A 20746-nucleotide genomic window follows, 5' to 3' on the forward strand; every position below is an offset into this window, starting at 1 on the left:
GTCCGGACGCGCGGTTTGCCGCGTCGAAGAATCGGGCTTGGACGCGAAATGGACCCTGAAACAAGTTCAGGGTGACGAGGATGTTGGCGGCAACCGTTGCAGGCGCGGAGATCCGGCATGACCTTCCTCGTGCGCACCGCCCGCGAGGACGATCTCGCCGCGCTCTACCGCATGGCGAAGGGCACCGGCGGCGGCTTCACCAACCTGCCGCCCGACAAGCCGACGCTCGAAGCCAAGCTGCACCGCGCCGCCGCCAGCTTCGGCCACGATCGCCAAACGCTCGGCGACGACCTGTTCGTGTTCATCCTGGAAGACACCGCCAGCCAGCGCACGCGCGGCACGTGCCAGATCATGTCGCAGGTCGGCACCCAGCTGCCGTTCTACTCCTATCGGATCGGCCGCATCACCCAGCACTCCAAGGAGCTCGACCGCACCTTCCGGGCCGAGATGCTGACGCTCAGCACCGATCTCGACGGATCGAGCGAAGTGGGCGGCCTCTACCTCGACCCGACCGAGCGCTCGTCCGGTGTCGGCAAGCTGCTGGCGCGCAGCCGCTACCTGTTCATCCGCAGCCACCGCGCGCGCTTCGCCGACCGGACGCTGGCAGAGCTGCGCGGCGCGATCGACGATGCCGGCAACTCGCCGTTCTGGGACGGACTGGCGGGGCGCTTCTTCGACATGACCTTCAGGGACGCGGACGAGTTCAACGCGCGCATGGGCAACCAGTTCATCGCCGACCTGATGCCCAAGCACCCCATCTACACCGCGCTGCTCCCCGAAAGCGCCCGGCACGTCATGGGCCAGCCGCACTACTCGGGCCGCCCGGCGATGCGCATGCTGGAGAACGAGGGCTTTGCGTTCCAAAACTACATCGACATCTTCGACGGTGGCCCCTCCATGATCGCGCAGACCGATCGTATCCGCACCATCGTGGACGCGCGCGACGCCGCGATCGTCGAAATCGGTGAAGGCGCGGCCGGGGCGGAGCACCTGGTCGCCTGCGGACGGCTCGGACGCTTTCGTGCGTGCCTTGCCCACATCTCGCCCGCGGACGGCGGCGTGATGATCGATGGAGAAGCGGCGGACTTGCTCGAGGTGTCGGTGGGCGACACCATCAGCTATGCACCTGCATGAGGGATCGATGCTGACCGAGATCAACTTCGATGGAATCGTCGGCCCCAGCCACAACTATGCCGGCCTCAGCCATGGCAACCTGGCGAGCACGAAGAACTTCGGCCGTGTCTCGCGCCCGCGCGATGCGGCGTTGCAGGGCCTGGCCAAGATGCGCCTCAACCTGGAGCTTGGCCTGACGCAAGGCTGGTTCATGCCGCAGGACCGGCCCGACGAGGCCTGGCTGGCGCGCCTCGGCACTGACATGGCGCAGGCGACGCCCGAGCTGCGCTATGCGGCGATGTCGGCTTCCTCGATGTGGGCCGCCAATGCCGCAACCGTCAGTCCGGCGCCCGACACTGCGGATGGCCGCTGCCATCTCACTCCGGCCAATCTGGTGACCATGGCGCACCGCAGCCATGAATGGCCCGGCACGCTGGCGCAGCTGCAGCTCGCCTTTGCGGCCAAGGATCATTTCGCCATCCACGAACCCGTGCCGCCTCCTTTTGGCGACGAGGGCGCCGCCAATCACATGCGGCTGTGCGCATCGCACGACAGGCCGGGCGTGGAGGTATTCGTCTACGGCGTGGGTGCGACGCCCTTCCCCGCTCGCCAGCATCGCGAGGCCAGCGCGGCGGTCGCGCGCCTGCACGGGCTCGATCCCGAGCGCACGATCCTGGCGCGCCAATCCGACGAGGCGATCGCGGCTGGCGCGTTCCACAACGATGTCGTCGCCGTCGCGAACGAGGCCGTGCTCTTCGCCCATGAGCAGGCCTTTGCCGATCGTGAGGTGCTCTATGCCGCCTTGCGCCGCCAGCTGCCCGAGCTGGTGGTCATCGAAGTGCCCGCCGACAGCGTCAGCCTCGCCGACGCGATCGCCTCATACTTGTTCAATGCGCAGCTGGTCACCCTGCCGGGCGGCGGCATGGCGCTCATCCTGCCCGGTGAGGCGCGCGCTACTCCGGCCGTGTGGAGCTGGCTGGAGCAGATGATCGCCGGCAACGGCCCTATCCGCGAGCTGCACATCGCCGACTTGCGCGAATCGATGGCCAATGGCGGCGGGCCCGCGTGCCTGCGGCTACGCGTCGTCGCGGATCCCGTCACCATCGATCCGCGCTTCCTGGTTTCGTCCGAGCGGATCGCGGTGGCGGAGCGCATCGTTACGCAGCACTGGCCCGAGGAGATCGCACCGGACGATCTGGCGCGCCCGTCGCTCTGGCAAACCGTCCGCGTTGCACGAAGCACCCTGCTGGACGCTTTGGACCTCGACGAGCTTGCGGGTTAACCATATTCTCGAAAGCGCAAGTAAAAACACGAGATTTTCTGCAGGCGGTCGCGAATTTGGCACCGAAAACGGGATACCTCTGCCGCCGCGTGCGTTGACCCTATGAGAAAGGGGACAGCGGATGAGCGGAATGATCTTTGCCCTCGCACTATTTGGGTGCACGGACGATGGTTCGGCCTGTCAGCGCCTGGCCGGCCCCGAGCAGACGTACGAGAGTCGGATCGAGTGCCTGGCCGCACAAGGCGCCGCGCTCGACAGCGACAGCGCGATGGCCGCGGACTTCCCCAGCGTCTACGCGCAGTGCATGACCAACACGCAGCTGGCGCGGCTCGGCCACGGGACGGTGGACATCCGCAAGGCCGGTATCTCCTTCGCCGACGCCGCGGATTGATCGCTCAGCCGCGCCCGCGGTAGGACGCCACGCCCTGGTCGGGCACCCAAAGTCCGGCAGGGGGTGCATCGGATTGCCAGAACACGTCGATCGGTATGCCCCCTCGCGGATACCAATAGCCGCCGATGCGCAGCCAGCGGGGGCGCATCTCGTCGAACAGGCGCTGTCCGATACCGACGGTCACGTCCTCGTGGAAGCCGCTGTGGTTGCGGAACGAGCCGAGGAACAGCTTGAGGCTCTTCGATTCGACGATGGTTTCGCCCGGTGCGTAATCGATCACCAGGTGCGCGAAGTCGGGCTGGCCCGTGACCGGGCACAGCGAGGTGAACTCCGGCGCCGCGAAGCGCGCCAGGTACAGCGAATTTCGGCGCGGATTGGGCACGTAGTCGAGTTGCGCCTCTTCGGGCGATGACGGCAGGACGCTGACCTGGCCCAGATGTAGCGGAGAGGCTGGCGGTTCACTCATGCATGTGCCAATGCCGCCAACCCGGCCGTGAGGCAACCTGCCGCGCGACATAGCCGGGTTAAGTCGTTGTTCAGTCGCGTCCGGGCAGCCGCCCGGGATGGTGGGGAACGCGGCAGGGGACGTTGCCAGGGGACGTTTGATGAGGGCCGCTTTCGGCAGGATCACGCTCAATTCGTCGGCTGCATGGGCCGGCGCGCTGCTGCTTGCGCATCCGGCCGCGGCACAGGATGCCGGCTCGGTCGAGACCTACCGCCTTCCCGACCCCAACCAGACCCAGGCGCCGCGAGTGCAGGGTCCGGTCGATCCCGACAATCCATACTCCTCGCCGACACGCACGCCGCAGCCGGAGCGTAGCGCGACGCCGACGCCCTCCCCTGCTCCGGCACCGAGGATCAACCTGCCGGCGCCCCCGCGCGAGGATGTGCGGGCCACGTCACGTGCCACGCCGACACCGCGCGCGACGACTGCCGCACCGGCACCCGATGAGTCGCCCTCGCCGGCGCGGTTGCCAAGTTCGGCGGAACCCGCGCCGCGCCCTGTCGTCGACACCCTGCCGTCCTCCAGCCCGGCCCCTGCGGCGACATCGACGGACGATGCACCGCTGGTCCTTCCTGCGGCCCCGGTCGAAAGCGCATCGGACCGCACGTGGTGGATCCTCGGCGGCGCCGCAGCGGTCGTGCTTGCAGGCGGGGCGTTCCTGCTGCTTCGTCGCCGCCGAAGCGCCGCGACGCAAGACATGGAGGAAGCGCCGCCACTCGCCCCGGTCGCCGAGCCGGTCCCCCTGCGTCCGCGGCCTGCACCGGCGCCCGTCGCCACGCCGCCTGCCGCTGCGCCACGCAGCGAGCCGACCGTCAGCGAGCCTTTCGCGATCGCGGCCACGTTCAAGCCGCAAGCCATTCGCCTCTCGCTCGTCTACGCGACATTGCAGTACGAGATCGAGCTCACCAACGCTGGTGCGACGCCGCTGCCGTCGCTGGTGGTACGGGGCGACTTGATGTCCGCACACGCCTCGATCCCGACTGCGCAGCAGCTCGCACCCTTGCCCGAAGCCCTGGAAGCCAAGCACGAGCTTGCCGCGCTGGCTCCGGGCGAAAGCACCACCGTGAAGGGCGAAGTGCGCGTGCCGATCCAGCAGATCCGGCCGCTGGTGAAGGGAAGCGCCAGCTTCCTGGTGCCGCTCGCCCGCTTCTGCCTGGTGGCGCCTGACCGCACCTTCGTGCGCCGGGTGTTCACGGTGGGGCCGCGCGACGCAGGCAATGGTGCCATCGCCTCCGTGCGGCTCGACGCCGGTCCGCGCAACTTGCGCGAGCTGGACGCGCGCGAGATCGAGGCGGCGCGCGGCTTCGTGCTCGACCCGGTGGCGGCCCACGGCTAGGCTTGCGCGAGCCCAGCATTCAGGAGTTTGCGTGTTGAAAGACAAGGCCGATGCGCCTGAGCGACCGCTCGGCCCCTCAACCCGGCCCGCAACCCGACTGGTGAACGCAGGCCGCCGCGCCGAGTGGACCGGCGCCGTGGTCAACCCTCCGGTCTGGCGCGCCAGCACCCACTTGTACGCGAACACCGCCGCGCTGGCCGAAGGGGTGCGCGGCAATGCCGACGGTCGGTTCTTCTACGGACGCCGCGGTGCGCCGACGCAGTGGGCGCTGGCCGACGCCCTGACCTCGCTGGAGAACGGTGCGGCCGGAACGGTGCTCTACCCGTCCGGCGTCGCGGCGATCGCAGGCGTCCTGCTCACTCTGCTGCGGCCTGGCGACGTGCTGCTGATGACCGACAACGCCTACGATCCCAGCCGATCCATGGGCCGGGGCTTGCTGGCCGACTTCGGCGTCGAGACCCGCTTCTTCGACCCGCTGGATCTCGACGCCTACCAAGCCGCGTTCTGCGAGCGGACGCGCGCGGTCATGCTGGAGGCGCCCGGAAGCCTGACGATGGAGGTCTGCGACGTTCCCGCCCTCGCCCGGATCGCGCGCGAACATGGCGCTGTGTCGGTGCTGGACAACACCTGGGCCGGGCCGACCGGCTTCGATGCGCTGGGGCATGGCGTGGACGTGACGGTGATGGCGCTCACCAAGCATGTCGGCGGCCACTCCGACGTGATGATGGGCAGCGCCAGCGCCGGCCCTGAACTCTACAAACGCCTCCGCCTGCGCGCGCAGAACCTGGGCCATGTGGTTTCGCCGGACGATGCGGCGCTGGCACTGCGCGGCCTGCGGACGCTTTCGCTGCGCCTGGATCAGGAGACGCGCAGTGCGCTCACGATCGCGCAGTGGCTTGCCGACCAGCCGCAAGTCGCGCGGGTCCTGTGCCCGATGCTGCCGGGCTCGCCGGGTCATGCGCTTTGGCAGCGCGATTTCACCGGCGGCTGCGGTCTGTTCAGCTTCGTGCTGCGCGGCGGCGATGCCGCGCGACGCAATCGGCTGATCGACGCGCTGGCCTTGTTCGGCATCGGCTATTCGTGGGGCGGCTTCGAGAGCCTGGCAGTCCCGCTCGATCCGGCCCCACTGCGCAGCGTCATGGCCTGGCCCATGCGCGACGGGGAGCCGGAAGATCGCTTCGGAGTGCGGCTGTCGATCGGGTTGGAAGACAGCGGGGACCTGATTGCCGATCTGGCGCAAGCCTTCGCGGCGATGGATCGGGATTGAGGGGCGGGGGTCGACGCCCTCGTCCGCATCAACGCCCTCATCATTGCGAGGACCGCAGGTCCGCGGCAATCCACGGCGGCGCTATGTCGCTCTGGATTGCTTCGCTTCGCTCGCAATGACGAAGGCCTGAGCGTGCAGGGCGACCGGGCGAGGCACGGTTCCCCTCTCCCCGGACGGGGAGAGGATACGAAGGCTTGCAAGCCTGCTTGCTAGCCGAAGTTGGAGAGGGGTCTGTGCCCTCTCGTCCGAAGCCCTGTCAGGGGACGAGGGCGGCCTGCCAACCTAGCCCCGCCACTCCCGCCGTTCTTCGCCTTGCCGCAGGACTTCGTAGGCGACCTGGTACGACTGGAACGCCTTGGCCGCCTCCGGATCGCCCGGGCGCACGTCCGGGTGCACTTCCTTGGCCTTCGCACGCCAGGCCTTCTTCACCGCATCGAAGTCCGCATCCGGATCGAGCCCCAGGACTTCGAGCGCCCGCATCTCGTCGCGGCTGCGGGTGCCGTCGCCCGAACCGGCCCAGCCATAATGCGCCGCTTCCTTGTAGCCGCCGCTCTCGGCTCGCTCCTGGCTCTCGCGCTGCTCGGCCTCTTCCTTGTCGAGGCCGGCGAAGTAGTCCCAGCCGGCGTTGTACTCGGCCGCATGCTTTTGGCAGAAGTACCAGCGATCCGGGCTGTTGGGCGACTTGGGCGCCGGGCAGTCGCCCGCTTCCGTGCAGCCGTGGCGGTCGCAAAGGCGGATGTGCGCGGCCTCGCGGCCCGCTTCATAGCCGCGCCAACGCGGAAAACCCCAGTCGTTGGATCGGCGCGCCTTGCTCATCGACCCGCGATAAGCTGCGACTCGTCGACGACGCAAGACTTGTTGTCAGCGCGACGATCCCTATGGGGACGGGCGCCGAAACGCCCGTTCCCCCTTCAGACATCAGTCGATGGTGACGGTCACCGCACGGCGGTTCTGCGCCCACGCCTGCTGGTCCGATCCGAGAGCGACCGGGCGCTCCTTGCCGTAACTGACGGTCGAGAGGCGGCTGGGATCGACGCCCAGGCTGACGAGGTAGTTCTTGGCCGCGTTGGCGCGACGCTCGCCCAGCGCGATGTTGTATTCGCGGGTGCCGCGCTCGTCCGAATGGCCTTCCACCGTCGCGCGCTTCGCCGGGTAGCGGGCCAGCCACTGCGCCTGCTTGGCGAGCGCGGCCTGGTCGCCTGAGTCGATGTCGTAGCGGTCGGTATCGAAGTAGATCGTGTCCTGGCCAGCCATGATCTGCACGAAGTCGGCCTGGCTGCCGGGCACGGCCGCGCCAAGCTGGCCGGTGTCGGTGGAACTGGTCGGCGCACCGGGCTCGGGCGGCAGTTCCTTGGGCGGCTTGGTCTTGCAGGCCGAGATCGCGAGCGCGCCGGACAGAAGCAGGAGTGTTCCGAGCTTTACGGGTGCAGGCATGAGCGTGTCTCCTCTGGAGCCATCGGAATGGCTGGATTGCGCGGGGTTGTTCCGGGCGCGATGCTATCAGGCCCGGACCACGCTGTATCGCGTGTTGATGGTTACGGTCGGATCGGGCCCCAGGCGGGGTCCGAGGCGCCGACCGGTGTGGGCAGGCGCCGCTCGTTGCGGCCCGTCAGGTCGACCTGCCAGATCGAAGCCTGGCCGCTGCCCTTGGCGGTGCGGAAGAACTGGATGATGCGCCCGTTCGGCGACCAGGTCGGCGCCTCGTCCTGCCAGGAATTGGTCAGGTGGCGCATGCCGCCGCCGTTCGGGTTCATCACCGCGACGCGCAAGTCGCCGGCGATGTGGGTGAAGGCGATCTGGTCGCCGCGCGGGCTCCACTCGGGCGTGGCCGCGCGACCGCCGAAGAAGCTGATGCGCCGCTGGCCCGTGCCGTCCGCGTTCATCACGTAGACCTGCTGGCTGCCGGACTGGTCGCTCTCGTAGACGATCTTGCTGCCGTCGGGCGAGTAGCTGCCGCCGATGTTGATGCCGGGGCCATTGGTCAGCTTTTGCGGAGTGCCGCCACCCGCCGCGGAAATGCGGTAGATGTCGGTCGTGCCGCCCCGGGCCATCGAATAGAGCACCCACTTGCCGTCGGGCGACCAGCGCGGCGCCAGCGTCGGGTTGCCGGTGCGCGCGATCAGGGTCTGGCGATCGGTCGCGAGGTCGTACGAATAGATGCTCGGCTGGCCGTTCAGGTACGAGAGGTAGAGGATCTTGGAGTAATCGGGCGAATAGCGCGGCGTCAGCGCCATCGCCTGGCCGCTGGTGAGATAGCGGTGGTTGGCGCCGTCCGAATCCATGATCGCCAGCCGCTTCATGCGGCGGCCCTTTGGTCCGGTCTCGGCGATGTAGGCGATCTTGGAATCGAAGAACGGGCTCTCGCCCGACAGGCGCGAATAGATTAGGTCGGAGCACTTGTGCGCCGCGCGCCGCCAATCGGAGGCGGCGAACTGCCAACCGCCCTTGATCAGCTGGCGCGTCAGGCTGATGTCGTAGAGGTAGCAGCCGACCGTCAGCTGGCCATCGGCTCCCGCCTTGACGTAGCCCTGCACCAGCATGTCGGCACCGCGTCCGGACCAGCTGGCATAGTCGGGCATCTGCACTTGCGGCAGCGTCGGCTGTGGCAGGCCGGCGGGACCGGTCGGCTTGAACAGGCCGTTGTTCTTGAGGTCGGAGGCGATGACCTGGCTGATCGCCTGCCCCAGCTGCGCGGTAGAGCCGGCATTGGTCTGCGTCGGCACGTCGCGATCGGTGGCGAAGGTGGTGATGGCGATGCCAAGGTCCTGCCACTCGTTCTCGTCCGAGACGCTGCCGGTGAGGCCGCCGTCATCGCCCTCTACAGCACCTTGCGCGGTCGGCTGCGGAGCGGGGGTGCCGGTAACCGGCGCATCCTGCGCGGCGAGCGGCGCTCCAGCGAGCGCGAGCATCAGCGCCAGGGTGAATCGGGGCGTCGTAAAGCACTTGGTCATTGCGAGAGCCTCTTGTCGAAACGGAATGCCGACACGCGCTTCCACGCGTCGTAGTATTGTTCGGGCAGATCGAACGGCGCCGCCAGCCGGACGGCGCGTATCGCCTGCTCGGCATGGCGATCGGCCTGGGCGCGATTGTTCGCGTTGATGCCCTGTTGGCGCACCACTGTCGGCGTTCCCGCCAGCGTGCCATCGCGATTGAGATTGAACGACAGGATCGTCACCAGTTCCTCGGCATCCAGACCTTGCGGCGCCGACCACTTGGGCTTCAGCTGACGCGAGATCGCGCTGGCGAGCGCCGACTTCACCGCTGGACCGATCGCCGCGGCGGGCGCCGCCGTGCTCGCGCGGTTGTTCGCGGTGGCGCCGCTGACGCCGGCCAGGAAGTCCGAGCCGATGCGGCTGCCACCCGCAGGCGCGTTGGTCTTGGTGGGCGTCTTGGCTGGCGGTCCCTTGGCGGTCCCGGTCTTGCCGGTGGTTTTTGCGGGAGCGGACTTCGCAGGCGCGGACTTCGCAGGTTGAGACTTGGCCGGGGCAGACTTGGTCGGTGACGATTTGGCCGGTGACGTCTTGGCCGGCGGCTTCGGTGCTGGCTTGGCCGCAGGTGCCTTTGGTGCGGGCTTGGCGGGCGCGGGTCGAGCCGTCTCGCGCGGCTTGGGAGCCGGACGCTCGGGCGCGGGACGCGTGGGCTTGGGCACGGGGCGCGGCGCCGGCCGCTCTACCTTCGGAGTGGGGCGCGGACGCGGCGGTACCGGATCGGGCTTCGCCACCGGTTTGGGCGGTGTCGGCTTGGGCGGAGGCGGCGCAGGCTCGGGCGGGGCCAACTCTGCCTCAGGCTCGCTTTCGGCCGCCTCTGCTTGCTCCTGCGGCTGCGGCTCGCCCAGTGTCGGTGCGATCGGCGGCGCGGCCTGGCTGTTGGGCTGCGGCGAGGTGCTGGAGAGGCCGACCTCGTCGCTGATCGTCACCTCGATGCGCTCGGGCGGCTTCACCACCGGCGCGGAGTGCGGGCGCAGCAATAGTATCGCGACCAGCGCGGCATGCGCGGCGATCGCGATCCCGAGACCGAGGCCTTCCTCCTTGCGCAATGCCAAAGCCATTGTCCGTCCGGCTACCTTCAGGCCCCTGAACCGCCGCTGACACCCGTCACCAGCGAGATCGAGTTGAAGCCGGCGCGGTTCAGCTCGCCCATGACCTCCATGACCTTGCCATAATCGAGCGCCTTGTCGGCGCGCAGCGTCACCAGCGGCTTCTTGCCATCGGGCGTGTCGGGGATTCCGGAAAGGCGGTCGGCCAGTTCACCCGGCGCCAGCGCATCCTTCTCCAGGAAGACCGTGCCATCGGTCTGGATGGTGATCGTGACTTGCTCGGCTTCCTCGCTCATCGCCTTGGCGCGGCTGTCGGGGAGTTCGACCGGAACGGCGGCCTTGAGCAGCGGCGCGGTGACCATGAAGATGATCAGCAGCACCAGCATGACGTCGACCAGCGGCGTGACGTTGATCTCGGACATCGGTGCGCCGGCACGCCCGCGCCCGCGACGCCGGCCGCCTCCGCCGGATAAGCCCATCGCCATGTCAGCGCTGCTCCAGCTGCAGCGTCAGCGCGGCGTGGAGCTTGTCGGCGAAGCGCTGCAGCCGCGCCTCGAACCCGTTCACGCGGTGCGAGAAGCGGTTGTAGGCGATGACCGCAGGGATCGCGGCGAAAAGGCCGATCGCAGTGGCGAACAGCGCCTCCGAGATGCCGGGGGCGACGACGGCCAGCGAAGAGTTCTGCTGCTGGCCGATCTGGAAGAAGCTGTTCATGATGCCCCACACCGTCCCGAACAGGCCGACGAACGGCGCGACCGAGCCGACAGTGGCCAGGAAGTTCAGCCGGTTGGACAGCTTGTCCGATTCCTCGCCCACGGACGAGTTCATCGCCAACGCCACGCGCTGGCGGGCGCCTTCGGGATCGACGTGCCCGGCGGCATTGCGCTTGTACTCGGCAAGACCCGCACCCGCGACCTTGCCGATCGGCACTTCGCCGCGGCGGCGCTCACGCTGGAACGCGTCGAAGTTCTCGGCTTCCCAGAAGTCGCGCTCGTAGCCGTCGCACTGGCGATTGACCCGGCCCATGCGCAGCAGGAACGAGACGATGATCGTCCAGGTCCACACGCTCGCCAGGATCAGCCCGACCATGACGACCTGCACGACGATGTCGGCATCGAGGAACAACTTGACGGGGTTGAGCCGGGTCGGCGCACCGGCTGCGGCCTCGGCGGCGGCCATGAGCAGATCGAACGTCATTCTTGTCCTTCCGGAATTGAAACGAACGAAGCGAAGGCACGCTGCCATGCTTCCGGTTGGCGCCGCGGGCGCCCGTCAGGGCCGATGAAGCCGACGCGCACCGTGGCCTCGGTCAGCCTGGTATCGCCTCGCCAGGCGCTCTGGCGCAAGGTGCAACTGGCACGCCCGACCTGATCGGCGCGGGTTTCGATGTGGATGGCATCGCCCAGCCGCGCGGGCAGCAGATAGCGAAGCGAGACTTCGGCGACGGTATAGAGCCCCTCGCCCGCGTCCAGCGCCTGGGCCTGGTCGATGCCGAGCAGGTCAAGCAGGTCCGAGCGCGCCCGCTCGAACCAGCGCAGATAGTTGGCGTGATAGACCACCCCGCCCGCGTCGGTATCCTCGTAGTAGACGCGCAAGGCGTAGCGATGGACCGGGCCATCCAGCATGCCACTATAAGGAGAGGGAAAGGCCGTCATTCGCGCGAGTCCTTAACCATCCCCCGCGCCGGTGCAAAGCCGCGCTGCGCACTTCATGGCGTACAAGCGCTAGTCAGCCCTTCCTGAACGGTGGTTAAACGGCGAGGAATGCGTCGTCCCGGACTTGATCCGGGACCGTTTTCGGCATGTCGCGAGCTTGCGGGGATGTGCAGCGCAGTTCGTCACTGGCAGAGGCGGTCCCGGGTCGAGCCCGGGACGACACTGCCTTCAATCGCAGATCATGTGGAAGAACTGCCGCCCACCGAAGATGTGCACGTGCAGGTGCGGCACTTCCTGGTGCCCATGCCCGCCCATGTTGACCATCAGGCGATAGCCGGGCGTGTCCAGCTCCAGTTGCCGCGTCACCGCGCCGACCGCGCGCATGAATCCGGCGATCTCGCCGTCGCTGGCCCTGGCGGTGAAGTCGTCCCACGAGACATACGCCGCCTTGGGGATCACCAGCACGTGGACCGGCGCCTGCGGGCGGATGTCGTGAAACGCCAGGGCATGCTCGTCCTCGTAGACCTTGTTGCACGGCAGCTCGCCGCGCAGGATCTTCGCGAAGATGTTCTGCTCGTCGTAGGGCAGCTTGGGGTCGATCGGCATGGGGCAAGCTCCTTCAGGACGCCAAGGTCAGGACGGGCGCGAGGCTTTCTCGGCGATCCCGGACATGCCTTCGCGGCGGTCGAGTTCGGCCAGGACCTCGGCGAGCGGCACATCGCGCGCGGATAGCAGGATGACGAGGTGGAACAGCAGGTCCGCCGCTTCGCCCACCAGAGCCGAGCGATCCTCCGCCAGTGCGGCGATGACCGTCTCGGTCGCCTCCTCGCCCAGCTTCTGCGCGATCTTGTTGAGGCCGCGGGCGTTCAACTTGGCGACATAGCTGCTGGCGGGATCGGCATCGCGGCGCGACAGCACGGTCGCTTCGAGGCGGGCGAGAGTATCGGTCTGGGCCATCGCCGCGCCTCATGCGGCGCGCGGCCCAATGGGTCAAGCGGGGGTCTGCCGATCAGTCGCGCGGGCGCTTGGTCGAGAAGCGACGCCCGATGGCGACGCCCGCGACGCCAAGGCCGAGCAGGAGCAGTGCACTGGGCTCAGGCAAGGCGACACTGCCCGATGCGGCGAGCGCGGGCATGGCGCACGCGACGGCAAGGACCACGGCGGTGAGGATCGTCGGCAGATTGCGGGTTCGCGGCACGACAGGACCTTTTACATGCTTCGTGCCGTCGTAAACGCAACTCCTGTGCCACCTACGCAAACACGCCTAAGAGCAAGGTCCTTAGTGGTTAATACGAGACGCGGCAAACTCGGGATTGTAAAGCCTGCCGACTCTCAGCCGCGGGCAGGCAGCCCCGCCGCGCGCAGGGCGCCATGCGCCTCAGCGATCGAGTGCTTGCCGAAGTGGAAGATCGATGCGGCGAGGACGGCGCTCGCATGGCCCTTGGTGACGCCCTCGACAAGGTGGTCGAGATTGCCCACGCCGCCGCTGGCGATGACCGGCACGCCCACGGCATCGGCGATCGCGCGGGTGAGTGCCAGATCGTAACCAGCCTGCGTGCCGTCGCCATCCATCGAGGTCACCAGCAGTTCACCGGCGCCCAGGCTCGCGAGCCGGGCCGCATGCTCCAGCGCATCGATGCCGGTCGCGCGGCGGCCGCCGTGGGTGAAGATCTCCCAGCGGCCTTCCCCAACCTTGCGGGCGTCTACCGAGGCGACGATGCACTGGCTGCCGAAGCGCGCGGCGATGTCGGACACCACCTCCGGGCGCGCCACCGCGGCGGAGTTGACCGCGACCTTGTCGGCGCCGGCCAGCAGCAGCGCGCGCGCATCCTCTGCCGTGCGCACCCCGCCGCCCACGGTCAGCGGCATGAAGCACACTTCCGCCGTGCGCCGAACGATGTCGAGCAACGTGCCGCGACCTTCGTGGCTGGCCGAGATGTCGAGAAAACACAGTTCGTCCGCGCCCGCTGCGTCATAGGCCCGCGCCTGCTCGACCGGATCGCCGGCATCGCGCAGTTCGACGAAGTTCACGCCCTTGACCACGCGGCCATCGGCGACGTCGAGGCAGGGAATGACGCGGATGCGCACGGTCATGCGTCGTCCCCTCCACCACTCGCTACGCGAGCGGTGCCCCTCCCCGAGACAAGCTCGGGGAGGATCTGAAGGCGATCTAAGGTCCTCCCCGAGCTTGCTCGGGGAGGGGGACCGTCCGCGAAGCGGATGGTGGAGGGGGAAATCACGCCGCCTCCGCCATCGCAATCGCTGCGGCCAGGTCCAGCCGACCGTCATACAGCGCCCGCCCGGTGATCACACCCTCGATGCCGTCGCGCGCATGCAGCGCCAGCATGCGGATGTCGTCGAGGCCCTTCACGCCGCCGCTGGCGATCACCGGCAGATCGGTCTGGCGCGCAAGGTCGACGGTCGCCTCGATGTTGCAGCCCTTGAGCAAGCCGTCGCGGCCGATGTCGGTGAACAGCAGGCTGGCGACGCCGGCGTCCTCGAAGCGGCGCGCCATGTCGACGATCGACACGTCGGACACTTCCGCCCAGCCCTCGGTCGCGACCATGCCGTCGCGCGCGTCCACCGCGACGACGATGCCGCCGGGGTACTCGCGCGCCATGTCCTTGACGAACTGCGGATCCTTGAGCGCGGCGGTGCCCATGACCACGCGGCTGACGCCCAGGTCGAACCAGCCGGCGACCGCATCGGGCGTGCGGATACCGCCGCCCAGTTGCACATGGCCGGGGAACGCCCTGAGGATGCCTTCGACAGCCTCGCGGTTCTGCGCCGAGCCGGCGAACGAACCGTCGAGGTCGACCACGTGCAGGAACTGCGAGCCGGCCTGCGCAAAGAGCGTGGCCTGCGCCGCGGGATCGTCACCATAGACGGTCGCGCGCGCCATGTCGCCTTCGGCCAGGCGGACGACCTGGCCCTGCTTGAGGTCGATGGCGGGAAAGACGATCATGCCACAAACCTTCCGGTACAATCACTAACTCGTCGCCCCCGCGAAGGCGGGGGCCCCGCTTCCTTGCGCCTGGCGACGAGCGTTGAGACAACAAGCGGGGTCCCCGCCTGCGCGGGGGCGACGGGGTGTTTGTTCGCAACCTGTGCCGTCACGGCTTCCACTCCAGAAACCGCTCCAGCAGCGCGAGGCCGTAAGCCTGGCTCTTCTCCGGATGGAACTGCACGCCCACGACGTTGTCCCGCGCGACGGCAGCCACGAGGCCGCCGCCGTGATCGGTCATCGCCGCGACTGTCGCGCCGTCCTCCGGCGCGAAGTGATAGGAGTGCAGGAAATACGCCTCGCCCGCCTCGATCAGCCCACTACTGCGATCGTGGCGGCCGAGCGAGACGTCGTTCCAGCCCATGTGCGGCACCTTGATGGCAGGGTCGGTCCGCTCGATCAGCCGCACTTCACCCGCGATCCAGTCGAGCCCCGGCGTCACGCCATGCTCCAGCCCGCGCGTCGCCAGCAGTTGCATGCCCACGCAGATGCCCAGGAACGGGGCGCCGCCAACGTGAACCCGCTCGGTCATCGCCTCGACCAGGTGCGGGATCGCGTGCAGGCCCTCGGCGCAGGCCTTGAACGAGCCGACGCCCGGCAGCACGATCCGGTCCGCCGCGCGCACCACGTCGGCGTTGGCGGTGATGTGCACGCCGTCCGCGCCCGCCGCCTTCAGCGCATTGGCGACCGAGTGGAGGTTGCCGGCTCCGTAGTCGATCAGAGCCAGGACTTCAGCCACCCAGCTGGCCCTTGGTGGAGGGCACCGCATCGCCCTTGCGCGCATCCAGCTCGACCGCGGCGCGCATCGCCCGGGCGAACCCCTTGAAGATCGCCTCGCAGATGTGGTGGTTGTTGGTGCCGTAGAGCAGCTCGATGTGCAGGGTGATGCCCACTGCCTGGCCGATCGAGTGGAACCAGTGCTCGACCAGCTCGGTGTCGAGCTCGCCCAGCTTCTCCTGCGTGAACCCCGCCTTCCACACGAAGTAGGGACGGCCCGAGATGTCGAGCGCCACGCGCGCCAACGTCTCGTCCATCGGCGAGTAGGCGGAGCCGTAGCGGCCGATCCCGCGCTTGTCGCCCAGCGCCTCGGCAATCGCCTGGCCGATGGCGATGGCGCTGTCCTCGCACGTGTGGTGCTGGTCGACGTGCAGGTCGCCGACGACGCGGCACCGGATGTCGATCAGCGAATGGCGGGAGAACTGCTCGATCATGTGGTCGAGGAAGCCGATCCCGGTCGACACCTCATAGGCGCCGGTGCCATCGAGGTTCACCTCGACGGCAATGTCGGTTTCGTGCGTCTTGCGGGCGATCCGGGCGGTGCGCATGCGCGGCCTATAGGCGGCCCCCGCGCAGAATCAATCGTTCGGCATGCGACAGCCCGCATCTGTGGCGAAGTTGCGCACAGAACGGCCAAATCGTGTGTCGGCGATGAAAATGGCGATCATGGCGGGTTGACCGGCCCCGACTCGATGCGCAGTTAGGCCGCATGACAGACACGCCGCCGGACAGCCTCATTCCCTACGACGAGATCGTGCAGGAGGCGCTGCGCGCCGTCGTCGGCCGCGTGCTCGGCCAAGTGGTGGCCGGGGGCGGCACGCTGCCGGGCAACCACCACTTCTACATCACCTTCAAGACTGCGGCGCCCGGCGTCTCGGTGCCCCCTGAGTTGAAGGCGCGCTTCCCCGACGAGATGACGATCGTCCTGCAGAACAAGTTCTGGGACCTGGTCGTCGGTGAGGACTACTTCGGCGTCGGCCTCAGCTTTAACCAGATCCCGGCCAAGCTGCACATTCCCTTCTCCGCCATCACCGCCTTCGTCGACCCGGCCGTCGACTTCGGCCTCCAGTTCCAGGCCATGGTCGCGCCCGAGGACGAGGAGGAGCACGACCCCGACAACGACGGCGCGGAACGCGATGGGGCCCCGCGCATTACTCCGAGCGAGGACGGCTCGAACGTGGTTTCGGTCGACTTCGGCAAGAAGAAGTAGGCGGGCGCGGCCCGGGATCGGGAAACCATGGCGAAGAGCACACTGGGCAAGCGGCTGGCGCGCCTGACCTCCAGCGGTCGCGGCAGCGGCTCGACCAAGGATGCGGTCAAGCAGGCTCTGCCCGGCAATCCCGAAGAGCTCCACGGCCCCAGCCCGAACCCGGCGACCAACCTGCTGCTGGCCGACGTCGCGCTGCGCACGGGCACAATGATCGCGCGCCGCGCCGTCGAGCGCCAGCTGCTCGGAGCCAAGTACCCCACCCGCAAGGCCGCCGCGATCCTGCGTGGCCGCTCGCTGACCGAATCGGCGCTGCACTCGGTGCTGGCTCGCATGGCGGTCCGGTCGGTGCCCGGGGCTATCCTGGTGGGTGGAGGGCTAGTGGCCAAGACACTCTACGATCGCGCCAAGGGCCGGCAGTCGCTTGGCGATGGCGAGGCCAAGCTGCACGAGATGGCCAAGGACGGCTCCGACAAGGCCTGACGTGCCGCGGCCGACAGGCCCGGATCGTCCACTTGCGGTCGGACCCCATCTTGATTTGACGCGCGCTCGCCGCCATCAGCGGGCATGACCAATCCCGAAGTCGTCGCTCCGACCATACCCGATTCCGACGCGCTGCACCGCCGCGGGCTGATGTTCATCCTGTCCTCGCCCTCTGGTGCGGGCAAGACCACCGTCTCGCGCATGCTGCTGCAGCGCGACGAGCGGTTGCGCATGTCGGTCTCGGTCACCACCCGTTCGCCGCGGCCGGGCGAAGTGGACGGGCGCGACTACCACTTTACCGACCACGCCGGGTTCGAGCGCATGGTGGAAGACGGCGAGTTCCTGGAGTGGGCGCACGTCTTCGGTCACAGCTACGGCACGCCCAAGGCCGAGGTGAAGGCAGGCCTGCGCGAGGGCAACGACTACCTGTTCGACATCGACTGGCAGGGCACCCAGCAGCTCTACCAGAAGATGCAGAGCGATGTCGTGCGGGTGTTCCTGCTGCCGCCCAGCATCGACGAATTGCGCCGCCGCCTGAACGCGCGCGGCACCGACAGCGCCGAAGTCATCGCCTCACGCATGGAGCGCGCCAAGGCCGAGATCAGCCATTGGGACGGCTACGACTACGTGATCGTCAACGATGATATCGACATCTGCTTCGCCAAGGTGTCGCAGATCCTGGCGTCCGAACGGATGCGCCGCATGCGGCAGACGGGGCTGATCCCGTTCGTGCGGGAACTGACCGCGCCGGATAGCTAGGGCTGGCAGGTACACGTTTGCAGATCTGCCCGACTGCGCGCGTCTCGGCGTGGCACCTTCAGGCTCTGCCCCACCCCACCTGCCCTCGTCATCCCGGGCTTGACCCGGGATCCCGCTTCTCTCTTCCACGCCGCAAAGGCAGCGGGGCCCCGGATCAAGTCCGGGGCGACGACTGATACTGGTGGGAAGCGGTCATGACTTAGCGATCGTTTTGCCAGTCTCCGAAATTCTTCTGCGCTCGGAGTGCCGCTTCGGAACCGCGTAGCAGGCGGACATAAGGTGGCACGACCTTCTCTGCGAGGCAGTTGAAAGCTCGGTCATCAACCTGATCTTCGCCCATCCGAAGCCAAGCAGAAGAGTCCGCATCCATAACTGCGACCTCGTTCGTGCTGATGGTCCATTTCTTGATTTTGCAACGGACGGCGACCTGTACGGGGTAATCCGAAAGGCTTCTTGAATGAGGATCGGGGTCTTTGACGCCGTGATCGAGGGACGAACTTGACCCTGTACCACTGCTATGGACCAATACGTAGAATACTTCTGGATCTTCAGCCTTGAGGATAAATTTAGGCACCAGCCAAGACAGCACGCCCAGTGCCGTTCCTAACGCCAGCCATCGGAGCCATGAACTGGCGTTACCTTGTCGTCGCATGATCATCGATGCACTCGTCCTACCGATATCTAATCAGCGCCGCCAAGGCGTCGTGAGCAAATTCGTGCAGTGACCGCTAGTGGGCGCGTGCTGCCGAACGGCTTTCGACGGAAAGTGGTGGGAAGCGGACATTGCGTCGGGTCGATTGCATCGTAAGAAGCAGCCATGGAAATTGCTACGCCCGATCAAATACGTTCACCGGTTGAGGTCGCGCCTCGTGCGCTTACTCTCTTTGCTGTAGTTGCGGTGGGATTGGGAGCGGACCGAGAAGAAATCATCCCATGGCTGCGTGAAAACGACCTGTTTGAAGAGCTTTCACCCATGGAGGCTCAGTTCATCGAAGACCCAGAGCCTTCCGAGCGTCAAATCACAAACGCGAGTTGGTATTCCGAGCGTCTGATAGCCTTGCTTTGGGCACTCGACCTTGCATCGATGCCACCCGCTGACGAGCGATGCGATACTTCCCTGTTGCAGGACATCTTACCACCATATGCTGAAGTGAACGAAAGGGACTTCATCAAGTCTGCCAAACTGCGAAGTGGGGAAGAGTTGATCGCTATGGTGGATCAAATTCTCAACCTTCACTGGGAGGCGCGAGACGCGAGGATACATGATCGTCCGCCACGCAACGTCGACTTGGGGATCATTCAGGAACGACATCATGCCATCAACTGGGTTATTGGCTACGATGGGCTGCCTTGGGATGAGGTAACCACCGACACATAATGTCCGCAACTGGGCGTAAGCAGCCAGTGCAATTGCGTGGGCATAACCTCGAACCCCGCCGCCCCACCACACCAGCCTTGTCCCCCAGCCCCGCAGGCGATAGGCGCTCCACCGCATCATTTCTCCCGGAGCCGCTCTCATGTCCGATCTCGCCGCCGCCATCGAAGCCGCCTTTGACGGGCGCGACACCGTCACGCCTGCGAGCGAGGATGTGCGCAAGCTCGTGGACGAGGCACTGGGGCTGCTCGACAGCGGCGCGGCACGTGTGGCGGAGCCGGATGGCCAGGGTGGCTGGAAGGTCAACCAGTGGCTGAAGAAGGCGGTGCTGCTCTCGTTCCGCCTCTCCGACAACGTGCCCGTGGAATATGGCGCCGCCGGTGCTCCGGCGTTCGACAAGGTGCCGCTGAAGTTCGCAGGCTGGGGCGAGAACCGGTTCAAGGAGGCCGGTGTGCGCGTGGTGCCGGGCGCCGTGGTTCGCCGCAGCGCCTATATCTCCAAGGGCGTGGTGCTGATGCCCAGCTTCGTCAACCTGGGCGCCTACATCGACGAGGGCACCATGATCGATACCTGGGCGACGGTCGGTTCGTGCGCGCAGATCGGCAGGAACGTGCACATCTCGGGCGGCGTCGGCATCGGCGGCGTGCTCGAGCCGTTGCAGGCCGGGCCGGTGGTGATCGAGGACAATTGCTTCATCGGCGCACGCTCGGAAGTGGCCGAAGGCGTCGTGGTCGGCACCGGCGCGGTGCTCTCGATGGGCGTGTTCCTCGGCGCCTCGACCAAGATCGTCGACCGCGCCACCGGCGAAGTGCACATCGGCCGCGTCCCGCCCTATTCGGTGGTCGTGCCCGGCTCGCTGCCCGGCAAGCCGCTGCCGGACGGCACGCCAGGCCCGTCGCTCTACTGCGCCGTGATCGTCAAGACGGTGGACGCGCAGACCCGCTCCAAGACCGGCATCAACGAACTCCTGCGCGACTGACCTCCAACGCGTCGATCCGGCAATACCGGATCGGGTGCGGCACCGGCCCGCTCCGCTATCTGACCGCCTATCGCGTATACCTTGGTGGGAGGTCAAATGGCATGCGCGCCCGTGCCGCATCCACGTCAGTTGATCAGACCTTCACGCCAGCGCGAGGAACGGCCGCCCACCCCATGCGTTCCCCCGATGCAAGTTCCGCCGTCGGCGGCATCGCATCGAGGAGACATGCCATGGAAGTTCGCAACGGCGAAGTTCACGTCGACAGTGTAGAGGCCCGCGCCGGCAGCAAGAACAACGTGGTGCGCTATATCCTGGCAATCAGCCTTGCGCTGGTCGTGATCGCGTTTACCATCATCGTCCTGACCGGCACGATGACGTCCAACCAGACCAACAACGGCACCGATGATTCCGCCCGCGCCAAGGCGGAACAGCAGGCAACGACGCAGCAATCCGGGCCGCAGCAGTAAGCTTCGCGTAGTCCTCCCTCCGACCGGGGAAAGGACGCGAAGACACGGGGAGGAAGCGACTTGGCTGAAGCTGGAGAGGGTTGCGCTCATCCCGCCCTCTCCTGCCTGCG

At 67.3% G+C, this 20746-nt stretch carries 27 protein-coding genes; 11 read left to right on the plus strand and 16 right to left on the minus strand.

The genetic code is table 11. The features are described 5' to 3' along the window. The first annotated feature begins 117 nt into the window (after positions 1-117). The 3 genes from astA (at position 118) to HNO88_RS14170 (ending at position 2786) form a co-directional block, all read left to right on the plus strand. Positions 118-1134, plus strand: coding sequence for an arginine N-succinyltransferase (astA, locus tag HNO88_RS14160; RefSeq protein WP_184246656.1), 1017 nt, complete (start codon positions 118-120; stop codon positions 1132-1134). Between the two features lie 7 nt (positions 1135-1141). After that, positions 1142-2395, plus strand: a complete 1254-nt coding sequence (locus HNO88_RS14165; protein WP_184246658.1) for an N-succinylarginine dihydrolase — start codon at positions 1142-1144, stop codon at positions 2393-2395. Positions 2396-2516: 121 nt separating this feature from the next. Continuing rightward, positions 2517-2786, plus strand: a complete 270-nt coding sequence (locus tag HNO88_RS14170) for a hypothetical protein (protein WP_184246661.1) — start codon at positions 2517-2519, stop codon at positions 2784-2786. 4 nt (positions 2787-2790) lie between these two features. Here the strand turns inward: HNO88_RS14170 and queF are convergent, their stop codons facing one another. Continuing rightward, a complete protein-coding gene (gene queF / locus HNO88_RS14175) occupies positions 2791-3252 on the minus strand; it encodes a preQ(1) synthase (RefSeq protein ID WP_184246664.1) in 462 nt (153 codons plus the stop codon). 139 nt (positions 3253-3391) lie between these two features. Here queF and HNO88_RS14180 point away from each other — a divergent pair, with 139 nt between their 5' ends. Both HNO88_RS14180 and metC read left to right on the plus strand, forming a co-directional pair. Then, complete coding sequence (locus HNO88_RS14180) at positions 3392-4627, plus strand: hypothetical protein (RefSeq protein ID WP_184246667.1); 1236 nt, start codon at positions 3392-3394, stop codon at positions 4625-4627. A gap of 31 nt (positions 4628-4658) precedes the next feature. Further along, positions 4659-5894, plus strand: coding sequence for a cystathionine beta-lyase (gene metC, locus HNO88_RS14185; RefSeq protein ID WP_312857080.1), 1236 nt, complete (start codon positions 4659-4661; stop codon positions 5892-5894). A gap of 282 nt (positions 5895-6176) precedes the next feature. Here metC and HNO88_RS14190 read toward each other — a convergent pair whose 3' ends face one another. From HNO88_RS14190 to hisB, 14 genes are all read right to left on the minus strand, one after another. Next, positions 6177-6710, minus strand: coding sequence for a J domain-containing protein (locus tag HNO88_RS14190; protein WP_184246673.1), 534 nt, complete (start codon positions 6708-6710; stop codon positions 6177-6179). A gap of 102 nt (positions 6711-6812) precedes the next feature. Then, positions 6813-7328: a peptidoglycan-associated lipoprotein Pal gene (gene pal, locus HNO88_RS14195; RefSeq protein ID WP_184246676.1), complete on the minus strand. Its 516-nt coding sequence runs from the start codon at positions 7326-7328 to the stop codon at positions 6813-6815. Between the two features lie 101 nt (positions 7329-7429). After that, positions 7430-8845, minus strand: a complete 1416-nt coding sequence (tolB, locus tag HNO88_RS14200) for a Tol-Pal system beta propeller repeat protein TolB (RefSeq protein WP_184246679.1) — start codon at positions 8843-8845, stop codon at positions 7430-7432. Then, positions 8842-9942, minus strand: coding sequence for a cell envelope integrity protein TolA (gene tolA / locus HNO88_RS14205; RefSeq protein ID WP_184246682.1), 1101 nt, complete (start codon positions 9940-9942; stop codon positions 8842-8844). Before tolA ends, tolB begins: the two co-directional genes overlap by 4 nt. A 17-nt stretch (positions 9943-9959) precedes the next feature. Next, positions 9960-10415 carry an ExbD/TolR family protein gene (locus HNO88_RS14210; protein WP_184246684.1) on the minus strand — a complete coding sequence of 152 codons (456 nt, stop codon included), beginning with the start codon at positions 10413-10415 and terminating at the stop codon, positions 9960-9962. A gap of 1 nt (position 10416) precedes the next feature. After that, on the minus strand, positions 10417-11127 hold the full coding sequence (gene tolQ / locus HNO88_RS14215) for a protein TolQ (protein ID WP_184246687.1): 711 nt from the start codon (positions 11125-11127) through the stop codon (positions 10417-10419). Then, positions 11124-11585 (minus strand): YbgC/FadM family acyl-CoA thioesterase, encoded by a 462-nt coding sequence (locus HNO88_RS14220; protein ID WP_184246689.1) that lies wholly within the window; start codon positions 11583-11585, stop codon positions 11124-11126. The genes tolQ and HNO88_RS14220 overlap by 4 nt, the downstream gene beginning before the upstream one ends. Before the next feature lie 228 nt (positions 11586-11813). After that, positions 11814-12191 (minus strand): histidine triad nucleotide-binding protein, encoded by a 378-nt coding sequence (locus tag HNO88_RS14225; protein ID WP_184246692.1) that lies wholly within the window; start codon positions 12189-12191, stop codon positions 11814-11816. A gap of 27 nt (positions 12192-12218) precedes the next feature. Beyond that, a complete protein-coding gene (locus tag HNO88_RS14230; RefSeq protein ID WP_184246695.1) occupies positions 12219-12542 on the minus strand; it encodes a phosphoribosyl-ATP diphosphatase in 324 nt (107 codons plus the stop codon). A gap of 52 nt (positions 12543-12594) precedes the next feature. Then, positions 12595-12783, minus strand: coding sequence for a PEP-CTERM sorting domain-containing protein (locus HNO88_RS14235; RefSeq protein WP_184246697.1), 189 nt, complete (start codon positions 12781-12783; stop codon positions 12595-12597). 134 nt (positions 12784-12917) lie between these two features. Next, complete coding sequence (gene hisF / locus HNO88_RS14240) at positions 12918-13679, minus strand: imidazole glycerol phosphate synthase subunit HisF (protein ID WP_184246701.1); 762 nt, start codon at positions 13677-13679, stop codon at positions 12918-12920. A gap of 142 nt (positions 13680-13821) precedes the next feature. After that, a complete protein-coding gene (gene hisA / locus HNO88_RS14245) occupies positions 13822-14550 on the minus strand; it encodes a 1-(5-phosphoribosyl)-5-[(5-phosphoribosylamino)methylideneamino]imidazole-4-carboxamide isomerase (protein ID WP_184246704.1) in 729 nt (242 codons plus the stop codon). 148 nt (positions 14551-14698) lie between these two features. Beyond that, positions 14699-15328 carry an imidazole glycerol phosphate synthase subunit HisH gene (gene hisH / locus HNO88_RS14250; protein WP_312857081.1) on the minus strand — a complete coding sequence of 210 codons (630 nt, stop codon included), beginning with the start codon at positions 15326-15328 and terminating at the stop codon, positions 14699-14701. Continuing rightward, positions 15321-15914, minus strand: coding sequence for an imidazoleglycerol-phosphate dehydratase HisB (gene hisB / locus HNO88_RS14255; protein WP_184246710.1), 594 nt, complete (start codon positions 15912-15914; stop codon positions 15321-15323). Before hisB ends, hisH begins: the two co-directional genes overlap by 8 nt. Positions 15915-16075: 161 nt before the next feature. On the opposite strand from hisB, the gene HNO88_RS14260 reads away from it, so the two are divergent. The 3 genes from HNO88_RS14260 (at position 16076) to gmk (ending at position 17815) form a co-directional block, all read left to right on the plus strand. Continuing rightward, positions 16076-16576 (plus strand): SspB family protein, encoded by a 501-nt coding sequence (locus HNO88_RS14260; RefSeq protein WP_184246713.1) that lies wholly within the window; start codon positions 16076-16078, stop codon positions 16574-16576. A gap of 27 nt (positions 16577-16603) precedes the next feature. Further along, the gene (locus tag HNO88_RS14265; protein WP_184246716.1) at positions 16604-17056 is read left to right on the plus strand and encodes a hypothetical protein; all 453 of its coding nucleotides are present in this window, start codon (positions 16604-16606) and stop codon (positions 17054-17056) included. 84 nt (positions 17057-17140) lie between these two features. After that, entirely contained in the window at positions 17141-17815 is a 675-nt protein-coding gene (gmk, locus tag HNO88_RS14270; protein ID WP_246381787.1) for a guanylate kinase, read from the plus strand. A gap of 199 nt (positions 17816-18014) precedes the next feature. Here the strand turns inward: gmk and HNO88_RS14275 are convergent, their stop codons facing one another. Continuing rightward, the gene (locus HNO88_RS14275) at positions 18015-18473 is read right to left on the minus strand and encodes a hypothetical protein (protein ID WP_184246718.1); all 459 of its coding nucleotides are present in this window, start codon (positions 18471-18473) and stop codon (positions 18015-18017) included. A gap of 159 nt (positions 18474-18632) precedes the next feature. Between HNO88_RS14275 and HNO88_RS14280 the strand changes: the two genes are divergently transcribed. The 3 genes from HNO88_RS14280 to HNO88_RS14290 all read left to right on the plus strand — a co-directional run bounded on the left by HNO88_RS14280 (position 18633) and on the right by HNO88_RS14290 (position 20636). After that, positions 18633-19193: a DUF4272 domain-containing protein gene (locus HNO88_RS14280; protein ID WP_184246721.1), complete on the plus strand. Its 561-nt coding sequence runs from the start codon at positions 18633-18635 to the stop codon at positions 19191-19193. A gap of 139 nt (positions 19194-19332) precedes the next feature. After that, positions 19333-20169, plus strand: coding sequence for a 2,3,4,5-tetrahydropyridine-2,6-dicarboxylate N-succinyltransferase (dapD, locus tag HNO88_RS14285; RefSeq protein ID WP_184246724.1), 837 nt, complete (start codon positions 19333-19335; stop codon positions 20167-20169). A gap of 230 nt (positions 20170-20399) precedes the next feature. Further along, positions 20400-20636: a hypothetical protein gene (locus HNO88_RS14290; protein ID WP_246381792.1), complete on the plus strand. Its 237-nt coding sequence runs from the start codon at positions 20400-20402 to the stop codon at positions 20634-20636. Positions 20637-20746: the final 110 nt, after the last annotated feature.

Source organism: Novosphingobium chloroacetimidivorans (assembly GCF_014204535.1).
GTDB classification, from domain to species: Bacteria; Pseudomonadota; Alphaproteobacteria; order Sphingomonadales; family Sphingomonadaceae; genus Novosphingobium; species Novosphingobium chloroacetimidivorans.

What these genes read in the sequence shown, in the direction of transcription:
- astA (WP_184246656.1), top strand. Translation starts at nt 118, where the DNA reads ATGACCTTCCTCGTGCGCACCGCCCGCGAGGACGATCTCGCCGCGCTC.
- HNO88_RS14165 (WP_184246658.1), top strand. Translation starts at nt 1,142, where the DNA reads ATGCTGACCGAGATCAACTTCGATGGAATCGTCGGCCCCAGCCACAAC.
- HNO88_RS14170 (WP_184246661.1), top strand. Translation starts at nt 2,517, where the DNA reads ATGAGCGGAATGATCTTTGCCCTCGCACTATTTGGGTGCACGGACGAT.
- queF (WP_184246664.1), bottom strand. Translation starts at nt 3,252, where the DNA reads ATGAGTGAACCGCCAGCCTCTCCGCTACATCTGGGCCAGGTCAGCGTC.
- HNO88_RS14180 (WP_184246667.1), top strand. Translation starts at nt 3,392, where the DNA reads ATGAGGGCCGCTTTCGGCAGGATCACGCTCAATTCGTCGGCTGCATGG.
- HNO88_RS14190 (WP_184246673.1), bottom strand. Translation starts at nt 6,710, where the DNA reads ATGAGCAAGGCGCGCCGATCCAACGACTGGGGTTTTCCGCGTTGGCGC.
- pal (WP_184246676.1), bottom strand. Translation starts at nt 7,328, where the DNA reads ATGCCTGCACCCGTAAAGCTCGGAACACTCCTGCTTCTGTCCGGCGCG.
- tolB (WP_184246679.1), bottom strand. Translation starts at nt 8,845, where the DNA reads ATGACCAAGTGCTTTACGACGCCCCGATTCACCCTGGCGCTGATGCTC.
- tolA (WP_184246682.1), bottom strand. Translation starts at nt 9,942, where the DNA reads ATGGCTTTGGCATTGCGCAAGGAGGAAGGCCTCGGTCTCGGGATCGCG.
- HNO88_RS14210 (WP_184246684.1), bottom strand. Translation starts at nt 10,415, where the DNA reads ATGGCGATGGGCTTATCCGGCGGAGGCGGCCGGCGTCGCGGGCGCGGG.
- tolQ (WP_184246687.1), bottom strand. Translation starts at nt 11,127, where the DNA reads ATGACGTTCGATCTGCTCATGGCCGCCGCCGAGGCCGCAGCCGGTGCG.
- HNO88_RS14220 (WP_184246689.1), bottom strand. Translation starts at nt 11,585, where the DNA reads ATGACGGCCTTTCCCTCTCCTTATAGTGGCATGCTGGATGGCCCGGTC.
- HNO88_RS14225 (WP_184246692.1), bottom strand. Translation starts at nt 12,191, where the DNA reads ATGCCGATCGACCCCAAGCTGCCCTACGACGAGCAGAACATCTTCGCG.
- HNO88_RS14230 (WP_184246695.1), bottom strand. Translation starts at nt 12,542, where the DNA reads ATGGCCCAGACCGATACTCTCGCCCGCCTCGAAGCGACCGTGCTGTCG.
- hisF (WP_184246701.1), bottom strand. Translation starts at nt 13,679, where the DNA reads ATGACCGTGCGCATCCGCGTCATTCCCTGCCTCGACGTCGCCGATGGC.
- hisA (WP_184246704.1), bottom strand. Translation starts at nt 14,550, where the DNA reads ATGATCGTCTTTCCCGCCATCGACCTCAAGCAGGGCCAGGTCGTCCGC.
- hisB (WP_184246710.1), bottom strand. Translation starts at nt 15,914, where the DNA reads ATGCGCACCGCCCGGATCGCCCGCAAGACGCACGAAACCGACATTGCC.
- HNO88_RS14260 (WP_184246713.1), top strand. Translation starts at nt 16,076, where the DNA reads ATGACAGACACGCCGCCGGACAGCCTCATTCCCTACGACGAGATCGTG.
- HNO88_RS14265 (WP_184246716.1), top strand. Translation starts at nt 16,604, where the DNA reads ATGGCGAAGAGCACACTGGGCAAGCGGCTGGCGCGCCTGACCTCCAGC.
- gmk (WP_246381787.1), top strand. Translation starts at nt 17,141, where the DNA reads ATGACCAATCCCGAAGTCGTCGCTCCGACCATACCCGATTCCGACGCG.
- HNO88_RS14275 (WP_184246718.1), bottom strand. Translation starts at nt 18,473, where the DNA reads ATGATCATGCGACGACAAGGTAACGCCAGTTCATGGCTCCGATGGCTG.
- HNO88_RS14280 (WP_184246721.1), top strand. Translation starts at nt 18,633, where the DNA reads ATGGAAATTGCTACGCCCGATCAAATACGTTCACCGGTTGAGGTCGCG.
- dapD (WP_184246724.1), top strand. Translation starts at nt 19,333, where the DNA reads ATGTCCGATCTCGCCGCCGCCATCGAAGCCGCCTTTGACGGGCGCGAC.
- HNO88_RS14290 (WP_246381792.1), top strand. Translation starts at nt 20,400, where the DNA reads ATGGAAGTTCGCAACGGCGAAGTTCACGTCGACAGTGTAGAGGCCCGC.